The sequence below is a fragment of the Streptomyces sp. NPDC104381 genome, from assembly GCF_055583745.1.
Genome location: NZ_JBVJNK010000003.1, coordinates 562,935 through 587,833 on the forward strand (window position 1 = coordinate 562,935; position 24,899 = coordinate 587,833).

At 72.3% G+C, this 24,899-nt stretch carries 24 protein-coding genes; 14 read left to right on the top strand and 10 right to left on the bottom strand.

The annotated features are described in order from the left end of the window. Positions 1 to 35 precede the first annotated feature (35 nt). The 3 genes from ACZ607_RS11975 to ACZ607_RS11985 are packed head-to-tail and all read left to right on the top strand — an operon-like array spanning position 36 to position 2,244. The gene (locus ACZ607_RS11975) at positions 36 to 971 is read left to right on the top strand and encodes a PDR/VanB family oxidoreductase (protein ID WP_469734321.1); all 936 of its coding nucleotides are present in this window, start codon (positions 36 to 38) and stop codon (positions 969 to 971) included. A gap of 29 nt (positions 972 to 1,000) precedes the next feature. Next, positions 1,001 to 1,225 (top strand): recombinase-like helix-turn-helix domain-containing protein, encoded by a 225-nt coding sequence (locus ACZ607_RS11980; protein ID WP_129260685.1) that lies wholly within the window; start codon positions 1,001 to 1,003, stop codon positions 1,223 to 1,225. A 2-nt stretch (positions 1,226 to 1,227) separates the two neighbouring features. After that, the gene (locus tag ACZ607_RS11985; protein ID WP_469734323.1) at positions 1,228 to 2,244 is read left to right on the top strand and encodes a Rieske 2Fe-2S domain-containing protein; all 1,017 of its coding nucleotides are present in this window, start codon (positions 1,228 to 1,230) and stop codon (positions 2,242 to 2,244) included. On the opposite strand, the gene ACZ607_RS11990 is transcribed toward ACZ607_RS11985, so the two are convergent. Both ACZ607_RS11990 and ACZ607_RS11995 read right to left on the bottom strand, forming a co-directional pair. After that, positions 2,202 to 2,711, bottom strand: a complete 510-nt coding sequence (locus ACZ607_RS11990) for a MarR family winged helix-turn-helix transcriptional regulator (RefSeq protein WP_469734325.1) — start codon at positions 2,709 to 2,711, stop codon at positions 2,202 to 2,204. The genes ACZ607_RS11985 and ACZ607_RS11990 overlap by 43 nt on opposite strands. Before the next feature lie 107 nt (positions 2,712 to 2,818). Further along, positions 2,819 to 3,766, bottom strand: coding sequence for a methionyl-tRNA formyltransferase (locus ACZ607_RS11995; RefSeq protein ID WP_469734327.1), 948 nt, complete (start codon positions 3,764 to 3,766; stop codon positions 2,819 to 2,821). A 250-nt stretch (positions 3,767 to 4,016) separates the two neighbouring features. On the opposite strand from ACZ607_RS11995, the gene ACZ607_RS12000 reads away from it, so the two are divergent. Then, on the top strand, positions 4,017 to 5,372 hold the full coding sequence (locus ACZ607_RS12000; protein WP_469734329.1) for a lysine N(6)-hydroxylase/L-ornithine N(5)-oxygenase family protein: 1,356 nt from the start codon (positions 4,017 to 4,019) through the stop codon (positions 5,370 to 5,372). Between the two features lie 62 nt (positions 5,373 to 5,434). Here ACZ607_RS12000 and ACZ607_RS12005 read toward each other — a convergent pair whose 3' ends face one another. Both ACZ607_RS12005 and ACZ607_RS12010 read right to left on the bottom strand, forming a co-directional pair. Next, positions 5,435 to 7,087 carry an FAD-dependent oxidoreductase gene (locus tag ACZ607_RS12005; protein WP_469734331.1) on the bottom strand — a complete coding sequence of 551 codons (1,653 nt, stop codon included), beginning with the start codon at positions 7,085 to 7,087 and terminating at the stop codon, positions 5,435 to 5,437. A 9-nt stretch (positions 7,088 to 7,096) separates the two neighbouring features. Further along, positions 7,097 to 8,011: an AurF N-oxygenase family protein gene (locus tag ACZ607_RS12010; protein WP_469734333.1), complete on the bottom strand. Its 915-nt coding sequence runs from the start codon at positions 8,009 to 8,011 to the stop codon at positions 7,097 to 7,099. A gap of 466 nt (positions 8,012 to 8,477) precedes the next feature. Here ACZ607_RS12010 and ACZ607_RS12015 point away from each other — a divergent pair, with 466 nt between their 5' ends. From ACZ607_RS12015 to ACZ607_RS12025, 3 genes are read left to right on the top strand one after another with little or no spacing between them, the layout of a single operon-like run. After that, positions 8,478 to 9,818 (top strand): extracellular solute-binding protein, encoded by a 1,341-nt coding sequence (locus tag ACZ607_RS12015; protein WP_469734334.1) that lies wholly within the window; start codon positions 8,478 to 8,480, stop codon positions 9,816 to 9,818. Then, complete coding sequence (locus ACZ607_RS12020; RefSeq protein ID WP_469734336.1) at positions 9,815 to 10,777, top strand: carbohydrate ABC transporter permease; 963 nt, start codon at positions 9,815 to 9,817, stop codon at positions 10,775 to 10,777. The genes ACZ607_RS12015 and ACZ607_RS12020 overlap by 4 nt, the downstream gene beginning before the upstream one ends. Then, positions 10,774 to 11,673, top strand: coding sequence for a carbohydrate ABC transporter permease (locus ACZ607_RS12025; RefSeq protein ID WP_469734338.1), 900 nt, complete (start codon positions 10,774 to 10,776; stop codon positions 11,671 to 11,673). Before ACZ607_RS12020 ends, ACZ607_RS12025 begins: the two co-directional genes overlap by 4 nt. Before the next feature lie 59 nt (positions 11,674 to 11,732). Here ACZ607_RS12025 and ACZ607_RS12030 read toward each other — a convergent pair whose 3' ends face one another. Beyond that, complete coding sequence (locus tag ACZ607_RS12030; RefSeq protein ID WP_469734340.1) at positions 11,733 to 12,620, bottom strand: UbiA family prenyltransferase; 888 nt, start codon at positions 12,618 to 12,620, stop codon at positions 11,733 to 11,735. A gap of 121 nt (positions 12,621 to 12,741) precedes the next feature. On the opposite strand from ACZ607_RS12030, the gene ACZ607_RS12035 reads away from it, so the two are divergent. The 6 genes from ACZ607_RS12035 to ACZ607_RS12060 all read left to right on the top strand — a co-directional run bounded on the left by ACZ607_RS12035 (position 12,742) and on the right by ACZ607_RS12060 (position 19,276). After that, on the top strand, positions 12,742 to 13,800 hold the full coding sequence (locus ACZ607_RS12035; RefSeq protein ID WP_469734342.1) for a type III polyketide synthase: 1,059 nt from the start codon (positions 12,742 to 12,744) through the stop codon (positions 13,798 to 13,800). A gap of 13 nt (positions 13,801 to 13,813) precedes the next feature. Beyond that, entirely contained in the window at positions 13,814 to 14,341 is a 528-nt protein-coding gene (locus tag ACZ607_RS12040; RefSeq protein WP_469734344.1) for an isoprenylcysteine carboxyl methyltransferase family protein, read from the top strand. Next, the gene (locus ACZ607_RS12045) at positions 14,338 to 15,351 is read left to right on the top strand and encodes an NAD(P)/FAD-dependent oxidoreductase (RefSeq protein WP_469734346.1); all 1,014 of its coding nucleotides are present in this window, start codon (positions 14,338 to 14,340) and stop codon (positions 15,349 to 15,351) included. Before ACZ607_RS12040 ends, ACZ607_RS12045 begins: the two co-directional genes overlap by 4 nt. 61 nt (positions 15,352 to 15,412) lie before the next feature. After that, positions 15,413 to 16,159, top strand: coding sequence for a YqjF family protein (locus ACZ607_RS12050; RefSeq protein WP_469734347.1), 747 nt, complete (start codon positions 15,413 to 15,415; stop codon positions 16,157 to 16,159). 101 nt (positions 16,160 to 16,260) lie between these two features. After that, complete coding sequence (locus ACZ607_RS12055; protein ID WP_469734349.1) at positions 16,261 to 18,963, top strand: SpoIIE family protein phosphatase; 2,703 nt, start codon at positions 16,261 to 16,263, stop codon at positions 18,961 to 18,963. Positions 18,964 to 19,030: 67 nt separating this feature from the next. Further along, complete coding sequence (locus tag ACZ607_RS12060) at positions 19,031 to 19,276, top strand: hypothetical protein (protein ID WP_469734351.1); 246 nt, start codon at positions 19,031 to 19,033, stop codon at positions 19,274 to 19,276. Positions 19,277 to 19,346: 70 nt separating this feature from the next. On the opposite strand, the gene ACZ607_RS12065 is transcribed toward ACZ607_RS12060, so the two are convergent. The 5 genes from ACZ607_RS12065 to ACZ607_RS12085 form a co-directional block, all read right to left on the bottom strand. Continuing rightward, positions 19,347 to 19,664, bottom strand: coding sequence for a transcriptional regulator (locus ACZ607_RS12065; RefSeq protein WP_469734353.1), 318 nt, complete (start codon positions 19,662 to 19,664; stop codon positions 19,347 to 19,349). Then, positions 19,664 to 20,128 (bottom strand): hypothetical protein, encoded by a 465-nt coding sequence (locus ACZ607_RS12070; protein ID WP_469734355.1) that lies wholly within the window; start codon positions 20,126 to 20,128, stop codon positions 19,664 to 19,666. Before ACZ607_RS12070 ends, ACZ607_RS12065 begins: the two co-directional genes overlap by 1 nt. Before the next feature lie 90 nt (positions 20,129 to 20,218). Further along, the gene (locus ACZ607_RS12075; protein ID WP_469734357.1) at positions 20,219 to 20,848 is read right to left on the bottom strand and encodes a class I SAM-dependent methyltransferase; all 630 of its coding nucleotides are present in this window, start codon (positions 20,846 to 20,848) and stop codon (positions 20,219 to 20,221) included. Between the two features lie 62 nt (positions 20,849 to 20,910). After that, entirely contained in the window at positions 20,911 to 21,696 is a 786-nt protein-coding gene (locus ACZ607_RS12080) for an SAM-dependent methyltransferase (protein WP_469734359.1), read from the bottom strand. Between the two features lie 147 nt (positions 21,697 to 21,843). Beyond that, entirely contained in the window at positions 21,844 to 23,550 is a 1,707-nt protein-coding gene (locus ACZ607_RS12085) for a lysyl oxidase family protein (protein WP_469734361.1), read from the bottom strand. 440 nt (positions 23,551 to 23,990) lie between these two features. Here ACZ607_RS12085 and ACZ607_RS12090 point away from each other — a divergent pair, with 440 nt between their 5' ends. Further along, positions 23,991 to 24,752, top strand: coding sequence for a DeoR/GlpR family DNA-binding transcription regulator (locus ACZ607_RS12090; protein ID WP_469734363.1), 762 nt, complete (start codon positions 23,991 to 23,993; stop codon positions 24,750 to 24,752). Positions 24,753 to 24,899 lie beyond the last annotated feature (147 nt).

Below are 24,899 nucleotides of genomic sequence, written 5' to 3' on the forward strand. Positions count from 1 at the left end.
GGCCGCCCGGACTGCCGGTAAGGAGGCACCAGACCATGACCGAGGATTCACTGCGGCTGACCGTCCGCCGTATGACCTGGGAGGCCGAGGGCGTCCTGTCCGTCGAGCTGACCCACCCCGACGGCAAGCCCCTGCCCGCCTGGACCCCCGGCGCGCACCTCGATGTCCACGCCGGCGGCCAGGTCCGCCAGTACAGCCTGTGCGGTGACCCGGGCGCCCCGGACGTCTACCGCATCGGCGTGCTCAACGAGCCCGCCTCGCGGGGCGGTTCACGCTTCGTGCACACCCAGTTGCGGCCGGGCCAGCAGATCACGGTCTCCGGGCCGCGCAACCACTTCGTGCTGGAGGACGCCGACTCGTACGTGTTCGTCGCCGGTGGCATCGGGATCACACCGCTGCTGGCGATGGCCCGTGAGGCGGCCCGCCGGGGAGCCGCGTGGCGGATGGTCTACGGCGGCCGGAGCCGGGCCTCCATGGCGTTCACCGGGGAACTCGACGCGCTCGGCGGCGACGTCACCCTCGTCCCGCAGGACGAACACGGCCACATCGACCTGGATGCCGCGCTCACCGGTCTGCCCGAGGGCACCCTGGTGTACTCCTGCGGCCCCGAACCACTGCTCGCGGCCGTCGAACAGCGCTGCCCGGGCGACCGGCTGCGCCTGGAGCGGTTCGCCGCGCCGACCGTGGAACGCACCGACGACGACGAGGCGTTCGAGGTCGAGTGCCGCACCTCGGGGGTGACGCTCACCGTCGGAGCCGGGACCTCCGTCCTGGAGGCCGCCGAAGGCGCCGGGCTCACCGTGGACAGCTCGTGCCGCGACGGGATCTGCGGATCCTGCGAGACCCGGGTGCTCGAAGGCACCCCCGACCACCGCGACTTCCTGCTCAGCGAGGCCGAACGGGCCGCGGGCGCCTCGATGATGATCTGCGTCTCGCGCTGCGCCTCCGGCCGGCTCGTCCTCGACCTGTGATCCCTTCCCCCGCACCCTCAGGAGACACCGTGACCGACACCTGGCCGTACCTGGACGTCCACCAGTCCCGTACGCACGAGCCCACGCCGTACGAGTACAAACTCGCCGCCACCCTCGAAGAGGTCTACACCCGCGAGGGCCACGAGCTCGCCGACGTCGTGCGCGGGCTCAACGCCCGCCAGGTCCACGCCGCCGACGGCAGCCCGTGGACCGAGGAATCCTTCCGCGCCGAGATGAACCGACTGGGAGCCTGACCATGACGCTGTCGTCCTCCGCCACCGCGGACCACATCTACGCCACCGGTCTGCGCAACCAGTGGCACGCGGTCGTCCCCTCGCACTTCGTCGCCCCCGGCGCGATGCGCAAGGTGACCGCACTCGGCGAGCAGTGGCTCCTGTTCCGGCGCTCCGACGGTGCCCTCTCGATGCTCGCCGACCGCTGCCCGCACCGCAGCGCCCCGCTGTCGCTCGGCAAGCACCTCGGCGACCGGGTCGCCTGCTGGTACCACGGCGTCGAGGTCGAGCCCGACGGCACCGTCTCCTCCGTCCCCGGGCTGCCGGGGTGCAGCCTGGAGGGCAAGCGGCTGGTGACCTCGCTGCCGGTGCGCGAGGTGGCGGGCGCGATCCTCGCCTACTTCGGGGACGAGGAGCACCCCGAGCCCGTCGAGCTGACCCTGCCGGAGCCGCTGACCGACCCCGAGGTGGACGCCTTCCTCTGCTACGCGGAGTGGAACGCGCCCTGGCGCTACGCCGTGGAGAACCTGCTCGACCCCATGCACGGCGCGTTCCTGCACCATGACTCGCACACCATGTTCGACGGGGACACCACGGCCAAGTTCCGCATCCGGGAGACCGCCCGCGGCTACTTCTTCGAGAAGACCGACCAGCGCGGCGTCAACTTCGACTGGGTGGAGCTCTGCCGCACCGGGGTGGACTGGGTCGACCTCTCCATCCCCTACCCGCCGTCGGCCGGCCCCGGAGGCCCGTTCGGCATCGTCGGCATGGTCTGCCCGGTGGACGAACAGCGCACCGGAGTCTTCTTCTGGCGCTACCGCCGGGTCGAGGACTGGCAGCGCGCGTCCTGGCGCTTCCTGTACCGGACGCTGATCGAGCGGCGCCACTGGGACGTCCTGGAGCAGGACCGCGTCATGCTGGAGGCCATGCCCGCCGACGCCGACCAGCGGGAGAACCTCTACCAGCACGACCTCGGCGTGGTGCGGCTGCGCCGGCTCTACCGCGCCGCGGCCGGGTCCCAGTCGACGGCCGGCGCCTGACGGACGGCCCCGCCCGGGCGTTCGCCGGGTGAGGGGCCGTCGACCGTCCTGTCCCGTTCGAGGTGGGCGTGGACCCGGCGCAGCAGGGAGGCGAACAGTTCGCGTTCCTCCGGCGCCAGCGGGACGAGGAGATCCGTCTCGGTGCCGGCCACATCGGCGCTGAGCCGTGCCAGGGCGCGGCCGCCCTCCGGAGTCAGGGAGACCTCGATGCGCCGGCGGTCCGAGGGGTCCCGCGCGCACGCGACGTACCCGGCCGCGTCCAGGTCGGTCACGGTCCTGGTCAGATCGCTCTGGTTCATGTCCAGCCGCGCGGCGAGGTCCCCCTTGGACAGCCGGCCGGCCTCGTCCAGCATGGCCAGGATGGTCAGGTGCCACAGCCGCAGCCCGTGCGCCGTCAGCGTGTCGGTGAGCCGGCGGCGTGCCGCCTTGCCCGTCGCGTACATGAGATAGGCGCTGAGGCTCAGCACTCCGGACGGCGTCACGCCCCCGGCCCGGGGGGCCGGGGCCCTCCCCGGAGAACTCGGCTGGTGCATCGTTCTTCCTAACGTGACGACGGCCGGGAGGGGACCGGAGGTCAGGGCCGGGCGGTGAGGTAGCCGCCCATCGAGGTGAAGTACTCGGCCGCGGGAAGCTCCCTGCCGTCCTCCGTACGCACCCGGGTGACCGCCAGACCGCGGTTGCGTCCGGTACGCGCGTCCGCGCCCGCGACGATCACCACGCCGTCGCCCTCGCGGTAGAAGATCCTTCCCGGGGTGCCGCCGTACCGGCCCTCGGACACGACCGCCGTCACGATCTCCAGACGCGCGCCCCGGTGGTGGGTGAACGCGCTCGGGTACGGGGCGGACTGCGCCCGCACGAGACGCTCCAGGTCCTCGGCCGGCCAGTTCCAGTCGATGCGGATGTCCTCGGCGGCGCGCTTGTGGAAGAACGTGGCCTGGGACCGGTCCTGCGGGGTGAAGTCCGTACGCCCCGAGGCGATGAGGTCCAGCGCCTCCGTGGTGACCGGGGCGATGAGGTCGACCGTCTTGTGGAACAGGTCCGTGGCCGTGTCGGTGGGGCCGACCTCCACGGCGCGCTGCATCACGATGTCGCCGGCGTCGAGTTCGGCGTCCATCATGTGCGCGGTCACGCCGACCTCGCGCTCGCCGTTGATCAGCGCCCAGATCAGCGGCGAGAAGCCCGCGTACTTCGGGAGCAGCGAGTCGTGCACGTTCAGCGTGCCGTGCCGGGGGAGACCGTAGATGTGCGGCGGGATCCAGGTGCGCCAGTTGTTGGCCACGATGATGTCCGGTTCCGCCTCCTTGAGACGGGTGAGCAGCTCCTCGTCGTCGGGCCGGTTGCGGATCAGGACGGGTACGCCGTTCTCCTCGGCGAGATCGGCGACCGAGTCGCTCCAGATCTTCTCGTACGCGTGCTCGCTCTTGGGATGCGTCACGACCATCACCACGTCGTGCGTGGAGTCCAGAAGGGCACGCAGGGTGCGGTGCCCCCAGGTCTGATAGCCGAACATGACGACGCGCACAGGTTCCTCCTCGGAACGACAAAGAAAAGATTGCTTAGTAAAGCAAGCCTAACCTAAGTGCATAATGGCTGTCGCTGCAAGGCCACTTGACGTCGGTTCATGCGCGCCCTCGCCGGATGCGCCCTGTCGACAGGGCGCGAAGATGAGGTTAGCTTTACCTAAGTTCCGCCCCGGCTGCCGCTCAGCCGGTGTGCTCTTTTCCGCTTTCCCCGCGTCCGCCAAGCGGCTGCACCCGCACGATGGGAGTGACATGTCACAGGCTTCACCCGACGACGCACCACCGGTCCATGACCTCATAGGCATCGGCTTCGGACCGTCCAACGTGGCCATGGCCATCGCGCTCACCGAGCGCAACTCGCGCGTCGGCAGGCAGGAGGCCGTCACCGCTCACTTCTTCGAGAGCCAGCCGCGGTTCGGCTGGCACCGCGGGATGCTGATCGACGACGCCACGATGCAGGTCTCCTTCCTCAAGGACCTGGTGACGCTGCGGAACCCGTCGAGTGAATTCAGCTTCCTCTGCTACCTGCAGAGCCAGGGGCGCCTGGTCGACTTCGTGAACGGCAAGAGTCTCTTCCCGCTGCGGGTCGAGTTCCACGCCTACTTCGAGTGGGCCGCCGCGCAGGTGGACGACATGGTGTCCTACGGGCACGAGGTCATCGACGTACGCCCCGTCGAGCGCGACGGTGTCGTGGAGTACGTGGACGTGACCTCCCGTTCGGGGTCGGAGACCGTGGTCCACCGGGCCCGCAACCTCGTGATCGGCACGGGTCTGCGGCCGCAGATGCCCGACGGCGTCAAGCGCACGGACCGCATCTGGCACACCTCGGACCTGCTGCGCCGGGTGGACGGCCTGGACACGGCCGAGCCGCCGTCCCGCTTCGTCGTGGTCGGGGCAGGCCAGAGCGCCGCGGAGAACGTGGCGTACCTGCACCGCCGCTTCCCGCAGGCCGAGGTCTGCGCGGTCTTCTCCCGCTACGGCTACAGCCCGGCCGACGACAGCGGTTTCGCCAACCGGATCTTCGACCCGGACGCGGTCGACGAGTACTTCACGGCCCCGGACGAGACCAAGCGCAGGCTGATGGACTACCACGGCAACACCAACTACGCCGTGGTCGACATCGACCTCATCGACGACCTCTACCGCACGGCCTACCAGGAGAAGGTCCTCGGCACCGAGCGGCTGCGCTTCCTCAACGTCTCCCGGGTCGTCGACGCGGTCGAGACGCCGGACGCGGTCCGCACCACCGTCGAGTCGCTCGTCACCGGTGACCGGACGACCCTCGACGCCGATGTGGTCGTCTACGCCACCGGTTATCTCCCCGCCGACGCCCTCGGTCTCCTGGGCGACGTCGCGGAGCACTGCCTCCTCGACGACCAGGGGCGGGTCCGGGTCGAGCGCGACTACCGGATCGCTACCGATCCCGGACTGAGCTGCGGGATCTATCTGCAGGGCGGGACGGAGCACACCCACGGCATCACGTCGTCCCTGCTGTCGAACACCGCGGTCAGGGTCGGCGAGATCCTCGACTCGGTCGTGGAACGCGCGCCGAAGGAGGCCCCCGGCCGGCCCCACGACACCGTGGGTGGGGTGGGCGCACCCCTCTAGAGGGCTCCGGGCCTCTCGCCCGGCCCGCCGGTGCCACCGGCGGGCCGGGTCGGGAGGGCGGCTCAGCCGGGGATCCGCCGGCGGCCGCCCCTCGCCGCCGCCACCAGCTCGGGAAGCGTGGCCAGCTTGACCCGGGGGCGCCCGTCGCGGCGGCCCAGGGCCAGCTCGGCGCGCTCGATCTCCGCGAGCCCGCGCGCGTCCACGATCCGGCGGTTACGGCGCCGCACGAGGCGCTGGAACGCCTTCGCTCCGTGCTCAGGCGCGGGCAGGGAGCCGTCGACGGCATCGCCGAGCAGCGTGCCCACGGTCTCGGCGGCACACGTCCGGTTGGCCCCGATACCGCCGGAGGGGCCGCGCTTGATCCACCCCACGACGTACGTCCCCGGCCGGCCGGTCACCCGGCCGCCCTCGTGCGGGACGGTGCCCGTCGCCTCGTCGAACGGCAGCCCGGTGACCGGCAGTCCACGCTGGCCGACGGCGCGCAGCAGCAGTCCGGCCGGGATCTCCCGTCCGTCGTCGCCGCCGGTGACCCGCACCGCGGCGACGCCGCCGTCACCGCCGAGAGCCTCCACCGGCGCGGAGTGGAAGCGGAACACGATGCGGCGCCCCGCCGGGGGCGGCCGCGACCAGTCCACCTCCTCCCGGGCGACGTCCGCCAGCAGCGCGGCCCGGTCGCCCGGCCCCGCGGCACCGATCGCCTCGGCGATCCTCGGATCGTGGTCGTCCACGACCAGCTCCACCCCGGGCAGATGCTTCAGCGCGAGCAGCTCGGACCTGGTGTACGCCGCGTCCTCGGGCCCCCGCCGCCCCAGCACCACCACCTCGCGCACCGAACCGGCCCGCAGGGCATCCAGGGCGTGGCCGGCGGTGTCCCCGGCGGCCAGCGCGTCGGGGTGCGAGACCAGGATCCGGGCGGCGTCCAGGGCCACGTTCCCGGTGCCGACCACGACGACCCGCTCCGCGGACACGTCCACGGCGTCGGGGGCGACCTCCGGATGGGCGTTGTACCAGGAGACGAACGTCGTCGCGCAGATACTGCCGGGCAGGTCCTCGCCGGGGATCCCCAACGGGCGGCCCGCCGGCGCGCCCACGGCGTAGATCACCGCGTCGTGGTGCGCGGCGAGCTCCTCCGCGGTGACGTCCCGCCCCACCTCCAGGCCGAGTCGCATGCGCACCCTGGGGTGCGTGTGGAACCGGGCGAAGGTGTCCCCGGCCTTCTTCGTGGCGAGGTGGTCGGGCGCCACGCCGTAGCGGATGAGCCCGCCCGCCACGGGCAGCCGGTCGATCAGCGTGACCTCCGCGTTCGTGTGCAGCAGCAGGTCCTCGGCGGCGTACATCCCCGCAGGTCCCGTGCCCACCACCGCGACGCGCAGCGGTGCGAAGTCCGACGGCAGGGTGCGCGTGAAGGACGGCTCCCCCCACGTGTGGAAGTTCGGCCCCTCGGGGGCCGGCGCCGGCTCACGGTCCGCGAAGTACGCCGCGTTGAGCGGGCCGTACTCCTGCTGCGCCGGGGAGAGGCTGTCCACCGGGAAGACCGCGTCGACCGGACAGGCGTCGGCGCAGGCACCGCAGTCGATGCAGGACTTCGGGTCGATGTACAGCATCTCCGTCCTGCCGAAGTCCGGTTCCTCCGGCGTCGGGTGGATGCAGTTGACGGGGCACACCGAGACACAGGTGGCGTCGCCGCAGCACGTCTGGGTGATGGCGTAGGTCATGTCGTCCGCTCAGATCAGATGGGCACGCTTGTAGAACGCCAGGGCGGGCCTGGTGAGGAGACGGGCCGAGGCGAGGAACTCCATGAGGCCCGAGCAGCTGGAGCGCATCATCGACTTGTGGTGCTCGTTGGCCTTCGCCTCCTCGACGGCGCGCTTCCCGTCGAGCCCGGCGTTGGCGTAGACGCCCTTGTTCACCATGCTGGTGACGATCACGTACGACGCGATCGCGATGATCAGCGCGTTGATCCGCCGCCGCACCGGGCCCGCACCGCTGAGGTGCCTGCGGGTCTCCGCGCGGGCGAACTTCATGTGCCGGGACTCCTCGACGACATGGATGTTGTTGATGGTGCGGACGAAGGGCACGACCCGCTCGTCCCGCATCCAGTCGCGCTGCATGACGTCGAGGACCTCCTCGGCGACGAGGATCGCCGCGTACGCCGCCTCGCCGAACGCGAGTGTCTTGAAGGCCCGCCCCAGCTCCACCGCGAGCCGGTGCGGCCGGTAGGGCGGAGCACCCAGCTTCTGCGCGCCCCGGGCGAACATGATCGAGTGCCGGCACTCCTCGGCTATCTCGGTCAGCGCCCACTGCACGTCGGCGCTCGTGGGGTCCTTCGCGTAGACGTCGCGCAGGACCATCTGCTGGAGGATCATCTCGAACCAGATGCCGGTGCTGGCCACCGACGCCGCTTCCTGGCGCGTCAGCTCCTTGCGCTGCTCCTCGGTCAGCTCGCCCCAGTACGCGGTGCCGTACAGGGTGCTCCACTCCGGGCTCGCGCCGTGGAAGTCCTTGTCCAGCGGCGTGTCCCAGTCGACCTCCGTGGCGGGGTCGTACGCCAGGGTGGCCGCCGATTCCAGCAGCCGCCGGGTGAGGTGGTCCTCGGGCGGCCGGTCCTCGGCATCCGGTCGAACAGTGCTGCTTGCCATGGTGCGACTCCTCGGTTCGTCAGTGCTGTCCCTGGTGCTGTCACTCGTGCGCCGGCGGTGACGGGCCGTCATATGCGGTTTCGCCGACCGGAGATGACGGCAGCCGTGAGCAAGGAACCGGCTCCGGCCGCCTCGGCCGGGCAGCCTTGCGTCCCGCTTGTTAGACGGAAGGTATAGCAAGGGGGGCGGGCGAGCCTACCCCCCAGTAAGAAATGTGTCGGCATCCCCGCGATATCTCCTCCCGCGCACCCCCGCGCGTGCGCCTCCGGCGGCCCGTGGGCGGGCCGGGGAGGGAGTTTCGTTCGTGATACCGAACATCGTTCGCAATTTCAGCGCGAGTCATTGACGCCGGGTTTCCCCGCGCCTACGGTCCCGTCCGAAGTAGCGGGCAGGCGTCGAAATATCGAACGCAATGCCTCCCCGTCACGCGTCCCCGCACCTCAGAGACGAGCCGAGACGAGCCGCCATGCAACCACCCCTTCTCAGCCGGCGCCGAGCCCTCGCGGGCGGTGCCGGCGCCCTGGCCGCGGCCGGAGCCCTGGGCTCCCTGTCGGGCTGTGCCGCACCGGCCACCGCCGCGGGCCCCGGGCAGACCCTGCTGCGGTACTGGCATCTGTTCGGCGGCGGCGACGGCGTCAACATGCAGGGAATGCTGGACGACTTCAGGGCCGGGCACCCGGAGATCGCCCTGGAGGCCTCGACCCTGCAGTGGGGCGCCCCGTACTACACCAAGCTCGGCATGGCCGGCGCGGGCGGACGGGCCCCGGAGCTCGCCGCCCTGCACCTCGCCCGGCTCGCGGGCTTCGCCCCCGGCCGGCTCCTCGACCCGTTCGACCTGGACCTGCTGGCCGAACACGGCGTGCACGAGAAGGACTTCCCGCCGGACATCTGGCGCAGGGGCCAGGCCGGCGGCCAGCAGTACGCCGTCCCGCTCGACACCCACCCCTTCGTCCTCTACTACCAGACCGAGGTCTGTGAGAAGGCCGGACTCATGGCGGGCGGCCGGCTCAAGCCGATCAGCGGCGCGGAGGAGTTCGCCGACGCCCTGCGCGCCGCGAAGAAGGCGACCGGACAGCCGGGCCTGGTCACCGAGACGCTCGGCCCCGACTGCATCACCCCCTGGCGCCTCTTCTCCAGCCTCTACGCCCAGACCGGCGGCACGGTGCTCTCCCCGGACGGCAAACGCCTCGCGCTCGACGACGCCAAGGCGCTGCGGGTCCTGGAGTACCTGGCCCGCCTCATCGAGGAGGGGCTGATGGTGCGCCGCGTCGACTACCCGGGATCCGTCGGCGTCTTCAACGGCGGGAAGACGGCGTTCCACCTCAACGGCGAATGGGAGATCTCCACCTTCAAGGCCACCGGGCTCCCGTTCTCCATGACCCGCGTCCCCGCGCTCTTCGGGACCGCCGCCACACAGGCCGACTGCCACGCCTTCGTCCTGCCGCACCAGAGGGACCGCGGCGGCGCCCCGAACGAGGCCGCCCACGCCCTCGTCGCCTGGATGCTCAAGCACTCCGTCGCCTGGGCCGAGGGCGGCCATGTGCCCGCCTATCTGCCCGTGCTCGACGATCCGGCGTACCTCGCGCTGAAGCCGCAGTCCGAGTACCGCGGTGTGATCGACGACGTGGCGCTCGACGAACCCGCGTGGTTCGCCGGCTCCGCCTCCCGGATGTGGATCGAGCTCGGCGCCGTGTTCTCCGGGGTCCTCACCGGCTCCCGCACCCCGCGCGACGCCCTCACCGAGGCCAAGGCCCGGCTCCGGACCCTCCTCGACACCCGCAACCCCCTTCCGGGAGCCGCGTCATGACCTCCACCACCACGGCGGCGCCGGCCCCCGTGACGAGGCCCGCCGGGGGCGCTGCCGGACGACCCGGCCGCGCCGTGCACAGGAAGTGGACCGAACACGGCCTGGTGTTCGTCGCGCCCTTCCTCCTCGTGTACGCCGCCTTCCTGGTCTGGCCGCTGATGTCCGGCCTGGGCATGAGCCTGACCAGCGAGAACATCACCGGCTCCGGAGGGGAGTTCGTCGGCCTCGACAACTACGCCGAGGCGGTACGCGACCCCGACGTGTGGTCCTCGCTGTGGAACACGGTGTGGTTCACGGTCCTGTCCACCGTGCCCCTCGTCGTCGTCGGTCTCGCCCTGGCGCTGCTCGCCCACCAGCTCCGGGTGGTCCAGTGGCTCTGGCGGCTCAGCTGGTTCGCGCCGTTCCTGCTGCCGTCCGGAGTCGTCTGCCTGCTCTTCCTCAACATGATCCTGCCGTCCGACTTCGGCCTCGCCGACCAGCTGCTCGCCTCGGTCGGCCTGAAGCCGGAGATCGGATGGCTCACCGACGAGCGGTACGCCATGCTCAGCATCGTGGCGACCACCGTCTGGTGGACCGTCGGCTTCAACTTCCTGCTGTACCTCGCCGCCCTCCAGGCCATCCCGGCCCATCTCTACGAGGCGGCCGAACTGGACGGCGCCGGCGCCGGGAAACGGCTCCTGCACATCACCCTGCCGATGCTCCGCCGCACCACCGGACTGGTCGTGGTGCTCCAGGTGCTGGCCTCGCTGAAGATCTTCGACCAGGTCTACATCATGACCGGCGGCGGCCCCGACGAGTCCACCCGGCCGATCCTCCAGTACGTCTACCAGCAGGGCTTCACGGGCTACCGCATCGGCTACGCCTCGGCGGTCTCGTACATCTTCTTCGCCCTGATCCTGACCGTCTCCCTGGTGCAGCCGCTGCTGTCCCGGCGCCGAGCTGAGGAGGCCGCGAAGTGAGCGGTACGACCACCGTCACCACCGGCCCCGCCGCGCGGTCCGGGCGGGCCGCCGACGGCGGGGGCCGCCGGCCCCGCTGGACGCCCGGCAGGATCGTCCTGCTCGTCGTCGCCCTGCTCCTCACCGCGGCCTGGCTCCTGCCGCTCGCCTGGGCCGTCGCCACCTCCCTGAAGCCGGAGGGCGACACGACGCGCACGCCCCTCTCCTGGATCGGCTCGCGCGTCACCTTCGAGGCGTACAGCAAGGTCTGGGAGTCGGGCGACCTGATGGTCTGGCTCATGAACTCGGCGTACGTCTCCGTCATGACCACCCTGCTGACCGTCGTGACCTGCGCGATGGCCGCGTACGGATTCACCCGCACCGAGTTCCGGGGCCGCCGGCTGCTCTACGGGCTGGTGCTCGCCGGCATCATGGTGCCTCCGCAGGTGCTCATCGCGCCCCTGTTCCGCGAGATGGTCCAGCTCGGCCTCGTCGACACGTACTGGGGGGTGATCCTGCCCCAGGTCGCCGTGCCCGCCATGGTGTTCATCCTGGTGAAGTTCTTCGAGGGCGTGCCCCGGGAGCTTGAGGAGGCCGCCTTCTGCGACGGCGCGGGGCGCTGGCGGGTCTTCTGGACGATCGTCCTCCCGCTGTCCCGGCCCGTGCTGGCGGCCGTGGCGATCTTCACGTTCATCTCCACCTGGAACAACTTCCTGTGGCCGTTCCTCGTGACCACCGACCCCGGCGGCATGACCCTGCCCGTCGGCCTCGTCAACGTCCAGTCGAGCTTCGGGGTGCGGTACGCCCAGATCATGGCCTCACTCGTGATCGCCGGGACGCCGCTCCTGATCGTCTTCGCGTTCTTCCAGCGGCAGATCGTGCGCGGCATCGCGCACACCGGTCTCGCCGGCCAATAAGAGGCCACGCCGCACGCGACGGCCCGTACGGACGGCACGGCGTCCGTCCGTACGGGCCGTCAGGCGATCTCCGCCCCCCGCGCCAGCAGCAGCGCCACATCCGCCGAGGCCGCCACCACCGTCCCCGCGAGAGCCGCCTTCCGCCATGACCGGGCCGGCCGCGGACCCGCGCACACCACCGCCGCCGCCACGGCGCAGAGGGCGACCCCGGAGAGTACGGCGGGAATCCGCCCGCCGGGCGCCCCCGAAGGCCCCAGGACCAGCACCAAGGCGGCCGCCGCGAGCGGGACGGGCAGCAACAGCCGGACACGGGCCGGGCCCAGCCGCTGGGGCAGACCGCGCACACCGGCCCGCAGATCCTCCTCGATGTCCGGCAGCACGTCGCCCAGATGGGCCGCGACGCCGAGCAGCGCACCGGCGGCCACCGCCCACCACACGGGCCACGGGCTTCCCGGCAGGCTCAGGGTGACCAGACACGGCAGGCTGCCGAAGCCGATCGCGTACGGCAGCCACGACAGCACCGTCCCCTTGAGCCGCAGGTTGTACGCCCACGCCGCCGCGACCCCGGTCAGATGGGCCGCGCCCGCCGAGGCGCCGCACGCCAACGACAGCACCGCGCACAGGAACAGCGCGGTGAACGCGGCGGCCCACACCGTGCCCCGCCCCACCGTGCCCCGGGCCACGGGCTTCCCCGGGCGTGCTGCCCCGGCGTCGCGGGCGGCGTCGAACGCGTCGTTGCACCAGCCCACGGAGAGCTGTCCGGCCAGCACGGCGGCCGCGACCAGCACCGGACGGCCGTGATCAGCACCCGAACCGACGGCCAGCGCGGTGGCGAGCCCGGTCACCGCCACGACCGGGCCCGGATGACAGGACAGCGCGAGCCCGGCCGGCGCGCGGGACAGGCGCGGGGCCGCGGAGCGCGCCGGAGGCCGGTCCGTGGTGTCCATGGGCCGATCGTAGGGACACCCCGGCGCACGAACACGGCAGCCGCGCGCGTCGCATGTGCGCCGATTTGCCCGGTTCTGTAGGCAGGATGTCAGGCATGACCTCTCCGAAACGGTGGCCACGGTGACCCGCGTCGCGGCTGTGCACGGAGCCCTGCCGCCCCACCGCCACGCCCAGGCGGACGTCACCGACATGGTGGCCCGCACCTGCCTGCCCCCGGGAGCCGACCGCCGCGTACTGGACCGGATCCACGCCAACGCGGGCGTACGCACCCGGCACATGGTGCTGCCCCTGGAGCGCTACGGCGAACTGGACGGCTTCGGGGCGGCGAACGACGTGTTCGTCGGCGCCGCCGTCGAACTCGGCGCCGAGGCCGTGCGCGGCGCCCTGCGCAAGGCCGGGCTGCGCCCCGACGACGTGGACCTGCTGATGTTCACCTCGGTCACGGGGATCGCGGTGCCCTCCGTCGACGCGCGGCTCGTCGGACGTCTCGGCCTGCGCCCCGACGTGAAGCGGCTCCCCGTCTTCGGACTCGGCTGCGTCGCCGGAGCCGCCGGGGTGGCGCGGCTCCACGACTACCTGCTCGGACGGCCCGGGCAGGTCGCCGTGCTGCTCTCGGTCGAGCTCTGCTCCCTGACCTTCCAGCGCGACGACGCCGGCCCCGCCAACCTGGTCGCCACCGCCCTGTTCGGCGACGGCGCGGCGGCCGCCGTCCTCGTCGGCGGCGACCACCCGGCACCGGCGGACGGCCCCGAGGTGGTGGACACCCGCAGCCGCCTCTACCCGGACACCGGGCACGTCATGGGCTGGGACATCCGGGACTCCGGCTTCACCGTCGTCCTCGACCCCGCCGTCCCCGACGTCGTACGCCGCCATCTCGCCGAGGACGTCAGCGGGTTCCTCGAACAGCACGGGCTGAAACCGAAGGACATCGGCCGCTGGGTGTGCCACCCGGGCGGGCCCAAGGTCCTGGAGGCGGTCACCGACGTCCTGTCCCTGCCCGACGGCGCCCTCGACGTCACCTGGAGCTCCCTCGCCGAGGTCGGCAACCTGTCCTCCTCCTCGGTCCTGCACGTCCTGCGGGACACGATGGACCGCCGGAGGCCCGAACCCGGCACGCCCGGCCTGCTGATGGCCATGGGCCCCGGCTTCTGCTGCGAACTGGTGCTGCTGCGCTGGTAGTCCGGAGGAACACATGATCTGGTACGCGGCCCTCGTGCTGGCCGTCGCCGCCGAACGCCTGGCCGAGCTCGCGGTGGCGCTGCGCAACGCACGCCGGAGCCTCGCCCTGGGCGGCACCGAGGCCGGACGCGGGCACTACCCGGTGATGGTCGCCCTGCACACCGCGCTGCTCGCCGCGTGTCTCGCCGAGACCTGGGCGGGCGGCCGCCCGTTCGTACCCTGGTCCGGCTGGACCATGGTGGCCGTGGTGGCCGCCGCCCAGGGGCTGCGCTGGTGGTGCGTCGCCACCCTGGGCCACCGCTGGAACACCCGGGTCATCGTCGTCCCCGGCCTGCCCCTGGTGACCGGCGGGCCCTACCGGTGGCTGCGCCACCCGAACTACGTGGCCGTCGCGGCCGAGGGAGCCGCCCTGCCGCTGGTCCACGGCGCCTGGATCACCGCCGTCCTGTTCACCGTGCTCAACGCCGCCCTCATGACCGTACGCGTCCGGTGCGAGGAGGGCGCCCTGTCCCGCCTCGCGGGGGCGGAGGCCGGCGCGTGATCGACATCCTGGTGGCGGGCGGCGGGCCCGCCGGTCTCGCGGCCGCGATCCGGGCCGCCGGGGCCGGCCTGGAGGCCGTCGTCGTCGAACCGCGCCCCACCCCCGTGGACAAGGCCTGCGGCGAGGGGATCATGCCCAGCGGAGTGGCCGCCCTGCGCGCCCTGGGCGTCACCCCGGCGGGCCGCGACCTCCTGGGCATCCGGTACGTCGAGGGCGCCCGGCAGGCGGAGGCGGCCTTCCGGGGCCACCCCGGGCGCGGCGTCCGGCGGACCGAACTGCACGCCGCCCTGCACCGGCGGGCCCAGGACCTCGGGGTGCGGATCGTCGAGGGCCGGGCGGCGGAGGTGCGCCAGGGGCCGGACAGCGTCACGACGGCGGGGCTCACGGCCCGCTGGCTGATCGCCGCCGACGGCCTGCACTCCCCGCTGCGCCGGGCGCTGGGCCTGGAACGCCCCTGCCCCGCCCCGCGCAGATACGGACTGCGCCGCCACTACCGCGTCGCCCCCTGGACGGACCTGGTGGAGGTCCACTGGTCGCGCCACGGCGAGGCGTACGTGACGCCGGTGGGGGAGCGGCTGGTGGGCGTCGCCGTGCTCAGCCGCCACCGCCGCCCCCACGAGCAGCACCTCGCCGCCTTCCCCGAACTGGCCCGCAGGCTCACCGGCCTGGAAGCGGGCGCCGTACGCGGCGCCGGCCCGCTGCGCCGCAGCGCGAGCGCGCCGAGAGCCGGACGGGTCCTGCTGGCCGGTGACGCCGCCGGCTACGTCGACGCGCTCACCGGTGAGGGCATCGCCCTGGCGGCGGCCACGGCGTCGGCGGCCGTCGACTGCCTCGTGGCGGGGCGGCCCGAGGCGTACCCCGCCGAGTGGGCCCGGCTGACACGACGCCACCGGCTGCTCACCGCGGCACTGCTGCGCGCCGCGGGGCACCCCTGGACCGGCGGTCTGATCGTGCCCGCCGCCCACCGGCTCCCCCCGCTCTTCGCCGCCGCCGTACGCGCCCTGCAGTAGCCGCCCGCCGTCACCGGGCTCCCGCCGGAGGGCCGGGAGTCCGGTCTGCCATCCTGTGCGGGTGCCGCCCACACCCCGTACGCCGCAGCCCGTCACGCCCGACCCGCCCCACCCGGCGATGGACCCGCTGATGACGCAGTCCTGGCTGGACCTCGCCTTCCTGCACTGGGCGGCCGACCCCGGCGACGTCGCGCCGCTCCTGCCCGCCGGGACCGAGCCGGACACCCTGGACGGGGTGACGTACGTCGGGCTGGTGGCCTTCCGGATGCACCGCGTCGGCTGGCTCCGCCTCCCCGGCATCCCCTATCTGGGCACCTTCCCCGAGACCAACGTCCGGCTGTACACCCGGGACGCGCAGGGCAGACGCGGGGTGTCCTTCCGTTCGCTCGACGCCTCCCGGCTGATCCCCGTGGCCGTCGCCCGGGCCGCCTTCAGGCTGCCGTACATGTGGTCCCGGATGGAGATCCGGCGCCGGGCCGACACCCTCACCTACACCAGCAGACGGCGTGTCCCCGGCCCCCGGGGCGCCCACAGCCGCATCGTGCTGCGCACCGGCGGACGCATCGACGAGCCCACCGAGCTCGAACACTTCCTGACCGCCCGGTGGGGCATGCACAGCACCTTCCACGGACGCCCGCTGTATCTCCCGAACGCGCACCCCCGCTGGCCCCTGCACCGCGCACAGCTCCTGGAGTGCGACGAGAGCCTGGTGACGGCGGCGGGACTGCCCGCGCCCACGGGTGACCCGCTGAGCGTGCTGTACTCGCCCGGTGTTCCGGTGCGCTTCGGCCGCCCCGGGGCACCGTAGCCGTGCCGACGCTCCGCAGAGGGCGCCCGGTCCCGCACCTCACGGCTCCGCGTGACCGCACCGGGCGGCGAGGAGGCGGGAAGCCGTGTAGAAAGGGGGGCATGGCCGGACGCTACGGCCGCCCGCGTTCGTTTCTCGGGATGAGAAGCCTCGCTGGTCAGGTCTTTCTCCTGCAGGTGGCGATCGTGGTGTTGCTCGTCGCTGCATCCGTGGCCGCGCTCGTGCTGCAGTCGCGGGCCGACAGCGAACGCGAAGCCCGCAATCGCTCGGTCGCCGTGGCCGAGACCTTCGCGAACGCCCCCGGCGTGGAAGCGGCGCTGCAGAGCCCCGATCCCACCGCCGAGCTGCAGCCGAAGGCGGAGGCGGCGCGCAAGGGCTCGGGCGTCGACTTCATCGTCGTCATGAACCTGCAGGGCATCCGCTACACCCATCCGCTGCCCGACCGGATCGGCAAGAAGTTCGTCGGCACCATCGGCCCCGCCCTGGAGGGCCGTACCGTCACCGAGACGGTGGACGGCACCATCGGCCCGCTCGTCCAGGCCGTGGTGCCCGTGACCGGGGCGAACGGCGAGGTCGTGGGCCTGGTCTCCGCGGGCATCACCATCAAGAACGTCAGCGGCGTCGCCGAGGGCCAGTTCCCCCTCCTGTTCGGCTCGGCAGGCGGGATCCTGCTGCTCACCATGGGAGGCACGGCGCTCGTCACCAGGCGCCTGAAACGCCAGACCCGGGGTCTCGGCCCGACCGAGATGACCCGGATGTACGAGCACCACGACGCCGTTCTGCACGCCGTGCGGGAGGGGGTGCTCATCGTCGGCGGCGACGGACGGCTGCTGCTGGCCAACGACGAGGCGCGAAGGCTCCTGGGCCTCCCCCCGGACGTCGAGGGCACGCCCGTCACGGAGCTCGGGCTCGACCAGGTCATCAGCGGGCTGCTGACCTCGGGACGCAGCGCCACCGACGAGGTGCACCCCGTCGGCGACCGACTGCTCACCGTCAGTCAGCGGTCCACGGACCGCAACGGCGGACCACCGGGCACCGTGACCACCCTGCGGGACACCACGGAACTCCAGGCCCTCACCGGCAGGGCGGCTCTGGCACGCGGCAGGCTCAAGCTCCTCTACGACGCGGGCACGGAGATCGGCACCGCCCTGGACGTCGTACGGACGTGCGAGGAGCTGGCGGACTTCGCCACGGCCCGGTTCGCCGACTACGCCACCGTGGACCTCGCCGAGGGCGTCCTGCGCGGCGAGGAGCCCACGGCCGTCCGCGCCACCACCGACGGGCTGCGCCGCTCGGCGTTCAGCGGCCCCCGTGACGACACCGGACTCCACCCCCTGGGGTCCGTGATCCGCTTCCTGCCGTCCACGGAGATCGGCGCCGGCCTGCTCAGGGGGGAAGCCGTCCTCGACACCGACCTGGCGCGGCTCGCCGGCTGGCAGCAGCAGAACCCGGAACGCGCCGAGCGCATCGTGGAGAGCGGATTCCACTCGCTGATGGCCGTCCCGATGCGGGCCAGGGGCGTGATCCTCGGCGCCGCCCTGTTCTGGCGGTCCCAGAGCCCCGATCCGTTCGAGGACGAGGACCTGTCCGTCGCGGAGGAGCTCGTCGCCCGCGCCGCCGTGAGCATAGACAACGCCCGCCGCTACTCACGCGAGCACAACGTGGCGGTCACCCTGCAGCGCAGCCTGCTGCCCCAAGGGCTCCCCGACCAGAGCGCCATCGACGCCGCCTACCGGTACCTCCCCGCACAGGCCGGGCTCGGCGGGCTCGGCGGCGTCGGCGGCGACTGGTTCGACATCATCCCGCTGCCCGGCGCCCGGGTCGCCCTGGTGGTCGGGGACGTGGTGGGGCACGGACTCCACGCCGCCGCGACCATGGGGCGCCTGCGCACCGCGGTCCACAACTTCTCCACCCTGGACCTGCCCCCCGACGAACTGCTCTGGCACCTGGACGAGCTCGTCGCCCGTATCGACCAGGACGAGTCGGCCGAGGGCTCCGAGGGCGGCGGCGTCACCGGGGCCACCTGCCTCTACGCGATCTACGACCCGGCGTCCGGCCGCTGCACCATGGCCCGGGCCGGCCACCTCCAGCCGGCGATCGTCAGCCCCGAGGGCGACGCCGTCTTCGCGGACGTGCCCGGCGGCCCGCCCCTGGGCCTCGGCGGCATGCCCTTCGAGACCCTCGACATGCAGCTTCCGGAGAACAGCCGCCTGGTCCTCTACACGGACGGCCTCGTCGAGGACCGGCAGCGCGACATCGACGAGGGGCTGGAGATGCTGCGCGACACCCTCTCCGGACACCCCGACCGGACACCCGAGGAGACCTGTGAGGCCGTCCTGCGCGTCCTGGTGCCCGCCAAGGCCCGGGACGACGTCGCGCTGCTCGTCGGCCGTACGCGCCGCCTCGCCGCCGAGAACGTCGCCGAGTGGGACGTCCCCTCGGACCCCTCGGCGGTCGCCCGGGTCCGCTCCGACGTCTCCCGCAAGCTGACCGAGTGGAACCTGATCGAGGAGGCGTTCACCACCGAGCTGATCCTCAGCGAGCTGGTCACCAACTCCATCCGCTACGCCAACGGCCCCATCCGCGTACGTCTGATCCGTGACAGGACGCTGATCTGCGAGGTGTCCGACCGCAGCAGCACCTCGCCCCATCTGCGCCAGGCCGCCAGCATGGACGAGGGAGGCAGGGGACTGTTCCTCGTCGCCCAGCTGGCCGAACGCTGGGGCACCCGCTACACCGACGACGGCGGCAAGGTCATCTGGACGGAACAGGTGCTCCAGCCGGAGATCGACGGGCTGGTGTGAGCGCGCCGCGGATGCCGCGCGCGGAGCCGGATTCCGTCGAACGACTCGACGGGCGCGCAGTCCCCGGGTGCGGCCGGATACGCGATCGCCGTGGCGGCGGATCCTGGAGGAGATCGGCCCGTCCTACCGGGTCCTGGGGGAAGCCGCCCTGATCGACGCGCTGGTGCGGCGGCTCCCCGGCCTGGCGCCGGTCCACACCTTCCTCTGGATGGAGGCCACATCCCCCTCCGGTGCCGCCACCGCAGACGTGAGGTGGCTGAACGCCCGCGAGGAGAAGGAGGCGACCTTGCTGTTCGACAGCGCCTCGGCATGACCAAGCGCCTGTTCGGGGCGGCGCACATCGCGGCCCGGTGAGGCCAGGGGGCACCCCGGATCCGAGGTGGTCAGCCGTCCACCTCGGGTCGCTGCGGGGCACGAGCCGCCGCGACGATCCGCTCCAGGGACGCGGCATGGTCCCGGAAGCTCCGCCTGCCGTCGGACGTGAGCCGTACCAGGGTGCGGCGTCCGCCGACGTGCTTGTCCTTCCGGACCTCGACGTACCCCTTGGCGGCGAGCGAGGAAAGGTGCTTGGAGAGCGCGGAGTCACTGGTGGGGATGGCGTCCCGCAGGAATCCGAACTCCGTCCAGTTCGCCGGCGCCAGCAGGGCGACGATCGTGAGGCGCGCGGGGACGTGCAGGAACTCGTCGAAGCCCTCGTCCATCAGCGACGCACGCTCTCACCGCGCCCGCGCTGTTCACGCGCCACGACCGCGGCGCCCCACCCGTGGGCGATCAGCACCCCTGCGACGCACACGGCCGCGGCCGCCGCCACGTGCGGGGCCGGTACGCCGACGGAGCCCGCGAAGTCCGAAAGCAACCGGAAGACACCCACCAGCACCAGCCCGATCGCTACTCCCTGGAGCGCGTTCCTGTGCGTGAGAGGCATGCGGACGGGCGCCTTGCGCACATGGACCGTGATCGTGCCCGCTGCCAGCAGCAACGAGGGGATCAGCACCGCCCCGCCCCATGGATTCGGCAGATCGTAGGAGGCGAACGCCGCGAACACGAGCAGTGCCTCGACAAGAAGGTAGGGCCAGGAGAGTCCGTGGCGCACGTGCTCGGCGCGGGCCTGCTCGCCTCGGCGCCGGACCTCGTCCAGTGCGTTCTGCGCGTCGTGAAATGTCATGTGGCTCCCTGCCCCGCCCGGCACACGTACTTTCCTCACAGGAAAGTAGCAGGTGTTTTCCTCCGAGGAAAGTAGCGTCCGGCCGGGACGTCACCGGCGGCACTCCAGGAACAGGTGGGGTTCGGGCACGGATCCCGGGAGGTCCGGCGTGAAGACCGTGCTGTCCTCGTGCACGACCGTCAGCCCGGCCCCGGCCACGAGCGCCCTGAGCGCCTCGGGCCCGAAGCTGGTCACCCGTACGTCCTGGCCCATGAAGACGGCGCTCACGCCCTCCACGTCCAGCGGCACGGTCGCCAGGACCAGATGGCCGCCCGGCCTGAGCGCCCGCGCCAGGCGGAGCACGAGGGAGCGCTGCTCGTCGCGTGACATCTGCAGCAGGGAGAAGTACACGCAGACCGCGTCGAAGCCCGACTCCTCCAGCCGGACCTCACGGATGTCGGCGCAGCGGAACGACGCCCCCGGGACACGACGCGCCGCCAGCTCCACCATGACGGGCGAGACGTCGACGCCCAGCACGTCGTGCCCCGCAGCGGCCAGGGCCTCGGCGGTCGGCCGGCCCGTCCCGCTGCCGACGTCCAGGACCCTGCTGTGCGGCGCCAGCCGCTCCAGCAGCCGGTCCAGCGACTCGCGGTGCGCGGCCGAGCCGGCGAAGGCCGTCTCGTAGTCGGCGCCGATGGCGTCGAACGCCTCGGCCGCCGGGTGCCTGCTGCCCTCTGCCATGAGGTGCGTCCCCTTCCGGGCTCTGTTCCGACGGAATACGGCTAGGGGATCGGGATCACGGGCTACGGGATGCGGCCGACCGCGACGTAGACGCCGCTCAGCTCCGGCTGCGGGGCCGGCGTGCCGCGGAACCACTCGGGGGCCGTCACGAGACCGGGCTCGACGATGTCCAGGCCCTCGAAGAAGCGGGCGAACTCGGCCCGGGTGCGCAGCGCGAGCCGGATGCCGCCCTTGCCGTACTCGGCCGCGCCCTGTTCACCGCGCTCGGGGTTGACGTCCGAGGCGCCCTGGGACAGCACCACATAGCTCCCGGCCGGCAGGGTGTCCACCAGGGTGCGCACGAGGGCCCGCGGGTTCAGGTCGTCCGGGAGGAAGTGCAGGAGACCGAGGAGCGAGAGGGCGACGGGCCGGTCGAAGTCCAGCACCTCGCGGGCCGCCTCGACGATCGTCGCGGGCTCGCGCACATCGGCGTGCACATAGTCCGTGGCGCCCTCCGGGCTGCTGATCAGCAGGGCCTCCGCGTGCCGCAGGACGATCGGGTCGTTGTCGCAGTAGACGACCCGCGACCGCGGTTCGATCTCCTGGGCGATCTGGTGCAGATTCGGCGCGGTCGGGATCCCCGTGCCGATGTCGAGGAACTGGGTGACGCCCTCGCCCGCCAGCCAGGCCGTCGCGCGGTTCATGAAGGCACGGTTCTGGAACGCCCCGGCCTTCGCCTCGGCCGGCAGCTGCCGGGCCACCGCCTGGTCCACCGGGTAGTTGTCCTTGCCGCCGAGCAGCGAGTCGTACACGCGTGCCGAGTGGGGCCTGCTGGTGTCGATCGGGGGCCGGGGTGTCCCAGTCGTCATGACGCGCTCCGTCGCAGATGAGGTGAACCGCTCCGCCCGTGAAGTCTGCCACAGCAACTCACGGGAGGGCGGCAGACGTTGAGCTCGCGAGGTAGCGGCAGCGGCCCCGGGAGTACGCGCCTCCCGGGGCCGCGCACGGGCCGGGTCTCAGGGGGCGTCGACCAGGTCGTGCTTGGGCACGGTCACCGTGCGGGCGCCCGCCTTTCCGCCCAGGACCACCTTCCGCAGGGCGCTGTTGTTGCCGAGGTCGGTCTCCTTGAGCCGGTTCTCCGGGTTGGCCAGCACCTGGATGTAGTACGTGCCGTTCGGCAGCCCGGTGATGTCGAAGGACTGCCCGGGAAGGTCCTGGGTGTACGTGTCGCCGGAGCCCACGTCGAGCACCTCGCGTACGGAGATGGAGTTCTCCTGGCCGCACGCGGTGGACAGATCGGTGTTGTCCGGGTGCCAGTTGGCGTTCTTCACCGTGTAGTCGACCGCGTCGGTGTTGGCCAGGCAGAAGGCCTCCTTGCCGCTGCGGACGGTCTCCTTCTTGTCCGCCTTCAGCAGCCGGTAGCTCGCGAAGTCGGTGAAGTGCCAGTGCTCATGGCCCGGGCGGGGATCCCACTCCATGGTGCCGGTCGGGGTGTAGCCGACCTGCTTGCCCGAGGCGTCGTAGAAGTACTGGTAGGCGTCCATCAGCTCGTTGCCCGGCTTGCGGAAGCCGTCCACCACCAGCTGCGCGGGACCCGCGTTCCACACGTTCGCGCTGAAGGCCAGGTAGTCCCTGTCCGGTGCGTCGGCGTCGCCCTCACCGATGGTGATGCCGTACGCCGGCAGGGAACGCAGATCGGGCTTGGGGACGTCCGGCACGCTCGCCCTGCCCGTCGGGCGCTGCGCGTTCGGCCCGACGGCGGGTGCCTGCCGGGAGCCGTCCGTACGCCCGGGACCGTCGCCCTGCGCCGACCTGAACCCCACCCGGTCGGCGGCCCACGGCACGGCGGCGGGCGCGGGCGGGTACGGGCCGTGGCCCACGTTGTACGAGGTGCCCGCACCGGTGGTCGCGGACACCGGGGCGGGGGGACGGGCCGCGGCGTGGCCCGCGTGGCCCGCCGCGTGCGCGGCGTGCCCGGTCGCGGAACGGGTCCCCGGGGCCGAGGCGGTGTTCTCCTCCTCCCAACTGCGCTCGCGCACGGTGACCTTGACGGTCTTAGGTTCGTCGGCGATCCCGAACAGGTCGCGGTAGCGCTGGGTGACGGCCACCTCGGCGGTGTACTTCCCGGCGGGGAGGACGACCGGCTCCGCGTAGTAGCCGGCGTAGGTGTTGGAGGCCCAGCCGTTCTCGACGCCCCACACCGAGCCGAGCGTGAACGGGTTCGTGGGGCAGCTCTCGGGATACTTCGACGTGGCGGGCGCGTCCGGCTGCACCCTGCCCGACGCGTTGTTCGGGCAGAACGGCTCCGTCCGGGTCACCACGGACTTGCCCGCGGCGTCCCGGACCGTGATCCGGACGAAGTCCGGCAGCCCCGAGAAGTTCTTGACCAGGCCCTTGGGCAGCGCCTTGGTCCGGGTCTTCTTCCCGTCGCGGATGATCTGGGTGGCGACGACCGGATCCTTGTAGCTCTTGCGGGTCACGCGCAGTTCGAGCGGGGCGCCGGAGGCCGTCAGATAGGTCCCGAGGTCCAGGTAGACACCCGGGTCCTCCTTCCACGAGTCGAGCGTGACGGACGCCGACGCGGCGACCAGCCCGAGCCGCGGAACGGTGGACGTCCTGCCGGTGTCGGGCGAGGCGGCGGTGACGCCGGCGGTCACGGCGATCGCCGCGGCGGCGGCGAGTGCCGGGCGCCACAGCCGGCTGCGGGGGGTTCTGGTGCTCATCCTTCTCCGATGTCCGAGTGCCCCGTGGGGCGGTGGAGTCGCTTTGCCCATGAGAGAGGACAACCACGGCCGGAGGTTGTCCGAAATCCCGCGAGGCACGGAATGTTGGCCGAAATCAGGCATTGAGGTGTGCAATCAGACATTTCCCTGTTGTTTCCGCCCCGGCCTCCGGAGGGCTGTGCTAGGCGCCCGAGGTCCGTGTGACCGCTCACGGGCGCGAAACGGGCGCGGTTCCGGGCGAAGCAGGCGCCGGACGGGCGCCGTTCCGATGACCTCGTACGACCACCAGCGAGGGTGCCCGCAGCGAAACGGGCATGAACGGGCACAGCCGGGTACGCGAAGGAGCTGGTCGTGGAGCCGTTTCTGCTTGTACAAACAGTGCGTGGGCCCGAACGGACGCCGGGGCCACACCGGATTTCGCACTAGTGCAGGGATGTGTCGTGGGCACCGAGGAACGCCGACGGGGAATTCTCGAAACGGCCCGGCGGGACGGTTCGGTCGACGTGAACCGGCTGGCCGAACAGTTCGAGGTGGCCAAGGAGACCATCAGGCGCGACCTGCACACCCTGGAGGAGCACGGTCTCGTACGGCGCACGCACGGTGGTGCGTACCCGGTCGAGAGCGCGGGGTTCGAGACCACCCTGGCGATGCGCACCACGCACCACGTCCCGCAGAAGTCACGGATCGGCGCGGCCGCCGCCGACCTGCTCGGCGACGCCGAGACGGTCTTCGTCGACGAGGGCTTCACCCCGCAGCTCATCGCCGAGGCACTTCCCCGCGACCGGCCGCTGACGGTGGTCACCGCGTCCCTGGCCGTCGCCACGGTCCTCGCGGACGCCGAGAAGATCGCCGTGCTCCTGCTCGGCGGACGTCTGCGCGGCAGCACCATGGCGACCGTCGACCACTGGGCCACCCGTATGCTCGCCGACTTCGTCATCGACCTCGCGTACGTCGGCGCCAACGGCATCTCCCGCCAGTACGGGCTCACCACCCCGGACCCCGCGGTCGGCGAGGTCAAGGCACAGGCGATGCGCAGCGCCCGCCGCCGTGTCTTCGCCGGCGTCCACTCGAAGTTCGGGGCGGTGAGCTTCTGCCGGTTCGCCGGGGTCGGTGACTTCGAGGCCATCGTCACCGACACCGGCCTGCCCTCGGCGGAGGCGCAGCGCTACTCCCTGCTCGGCCCGAACGTGATCCGCGTCTGACAGCACGTCGGGAACACCCCCGCTTCCCCAGAACTCCACCCCGCCCCCGTCCCCGTCCCCGCCCTACCCAGGGAGGCCGGGGCCGGAGGGCAGCCCCGCCATGCCCGTGACCGTCAGGAGAGCCGGAGAGCACGGGCGCCGATCCAC

Coding starts and splice junctions, on each gene's coding strand:
- ACZ607_RS12075 (WP_469734357.1), bottom strand. CDS start 20,848: ATGGCAGAGGGCAGCAGGCACCCGGCGGCCGAGGCGTTCGACGCCATC.
- ACZ607_RS12010 (WP_469734333.1), bottom strand. CDS start 8,011: ATGGCAAGCAGCACTGTTCGACCGGATGCCGAGGACCGGCCGCCCGAG.
- ACZ607_RS12080 (WP_469734359.1), bottom strand. CDS start 21,696: ATGACGACTGGGACACCCCGGCCCCCGATCGACACCAGCAGGCCCCAC.
- ACZ607_RS12070 (WP_469734355.1), bottom strand. CDS start 20,128: ATGACATTTCACGACGCGCAGAACGCACTGGACGAGGTCCGGCGCCGA.
- ACZ607_RS12020 (WP_469734336.1), top strand. CDS start 9,815: ATGACCTCCACCACCACGGCGGCGCCGGCCCCCGTGACGAGGCCCGCC.
- ACZ607_RS12055 (WP_469734349.1), top strand. CDS start 16,261: ATGGCCGGACGCTACGGCCGCCCGCGTTCGTTTCTCGGGATGAGAAGC.
- ACZ607_RS11975 (WP_469734321.1), top strand. CDS start 36: ATGACCGAGGATTCACTGCGGCTGACCGTCCGCCGTATGACCTGGGAG.
- ACZ607_RS12000 (WP_469734329.1), top strand. CDS start 4,017: ATGTCACAGGCTTCACCCGACGACGCACCACCGGTCCATGACCTCATA.
- ACZ607_RS12085 (WP_469734361.1), bottom strand. CDS start 23,550: ATGAGCACCAGAACCCCCCGCAGCCGGCTGTGGCGCCCGGCACTCGCC.
- ACZ607_RS12015 (WP_469734334.1), top strand. CDS start 8,478: ATGCAACCACCCCTTCTCAGCCGGCGCCGAGCCCTCGCGGGCGGTGCC.
- ACZ607_RS12030 (WP_469734340.1), bottom strand. CDS start 12,620: ATGGACACCACGGACCGGCCTCCGGCGCGCTCCGCGGCCCCGCGCCTG.
- ACZ607_RS12005 (WP_469734331.1), bottom strand. CDS start 7,087: ATGACCTACGCCATCACCCAGACGTGCTGCGGCGACGCCACCTGTGTC.
- ACZ607_RS12040 (WP_469734344.1), top strand. CDS start 13,814: ATGATCTGGTACGCGGCCCTCGTGCTGGCCGTCGCCGCCGAACGCCTG.
- ACZ607_RS12065 (WP_469734353.1), bottom strand. CDS start 19,664: ATGGACGAGGGCTTCGACGAGTTCCTGCACGTCCCCGCGCGCCTCACG.
- ACZ607_RS11985 (WP_469734323.1), top strand. CDS start 1,228: ATGACGCTGTCGTCCTCCGCCACCGCGGACCACATCTACGCCACCGGT.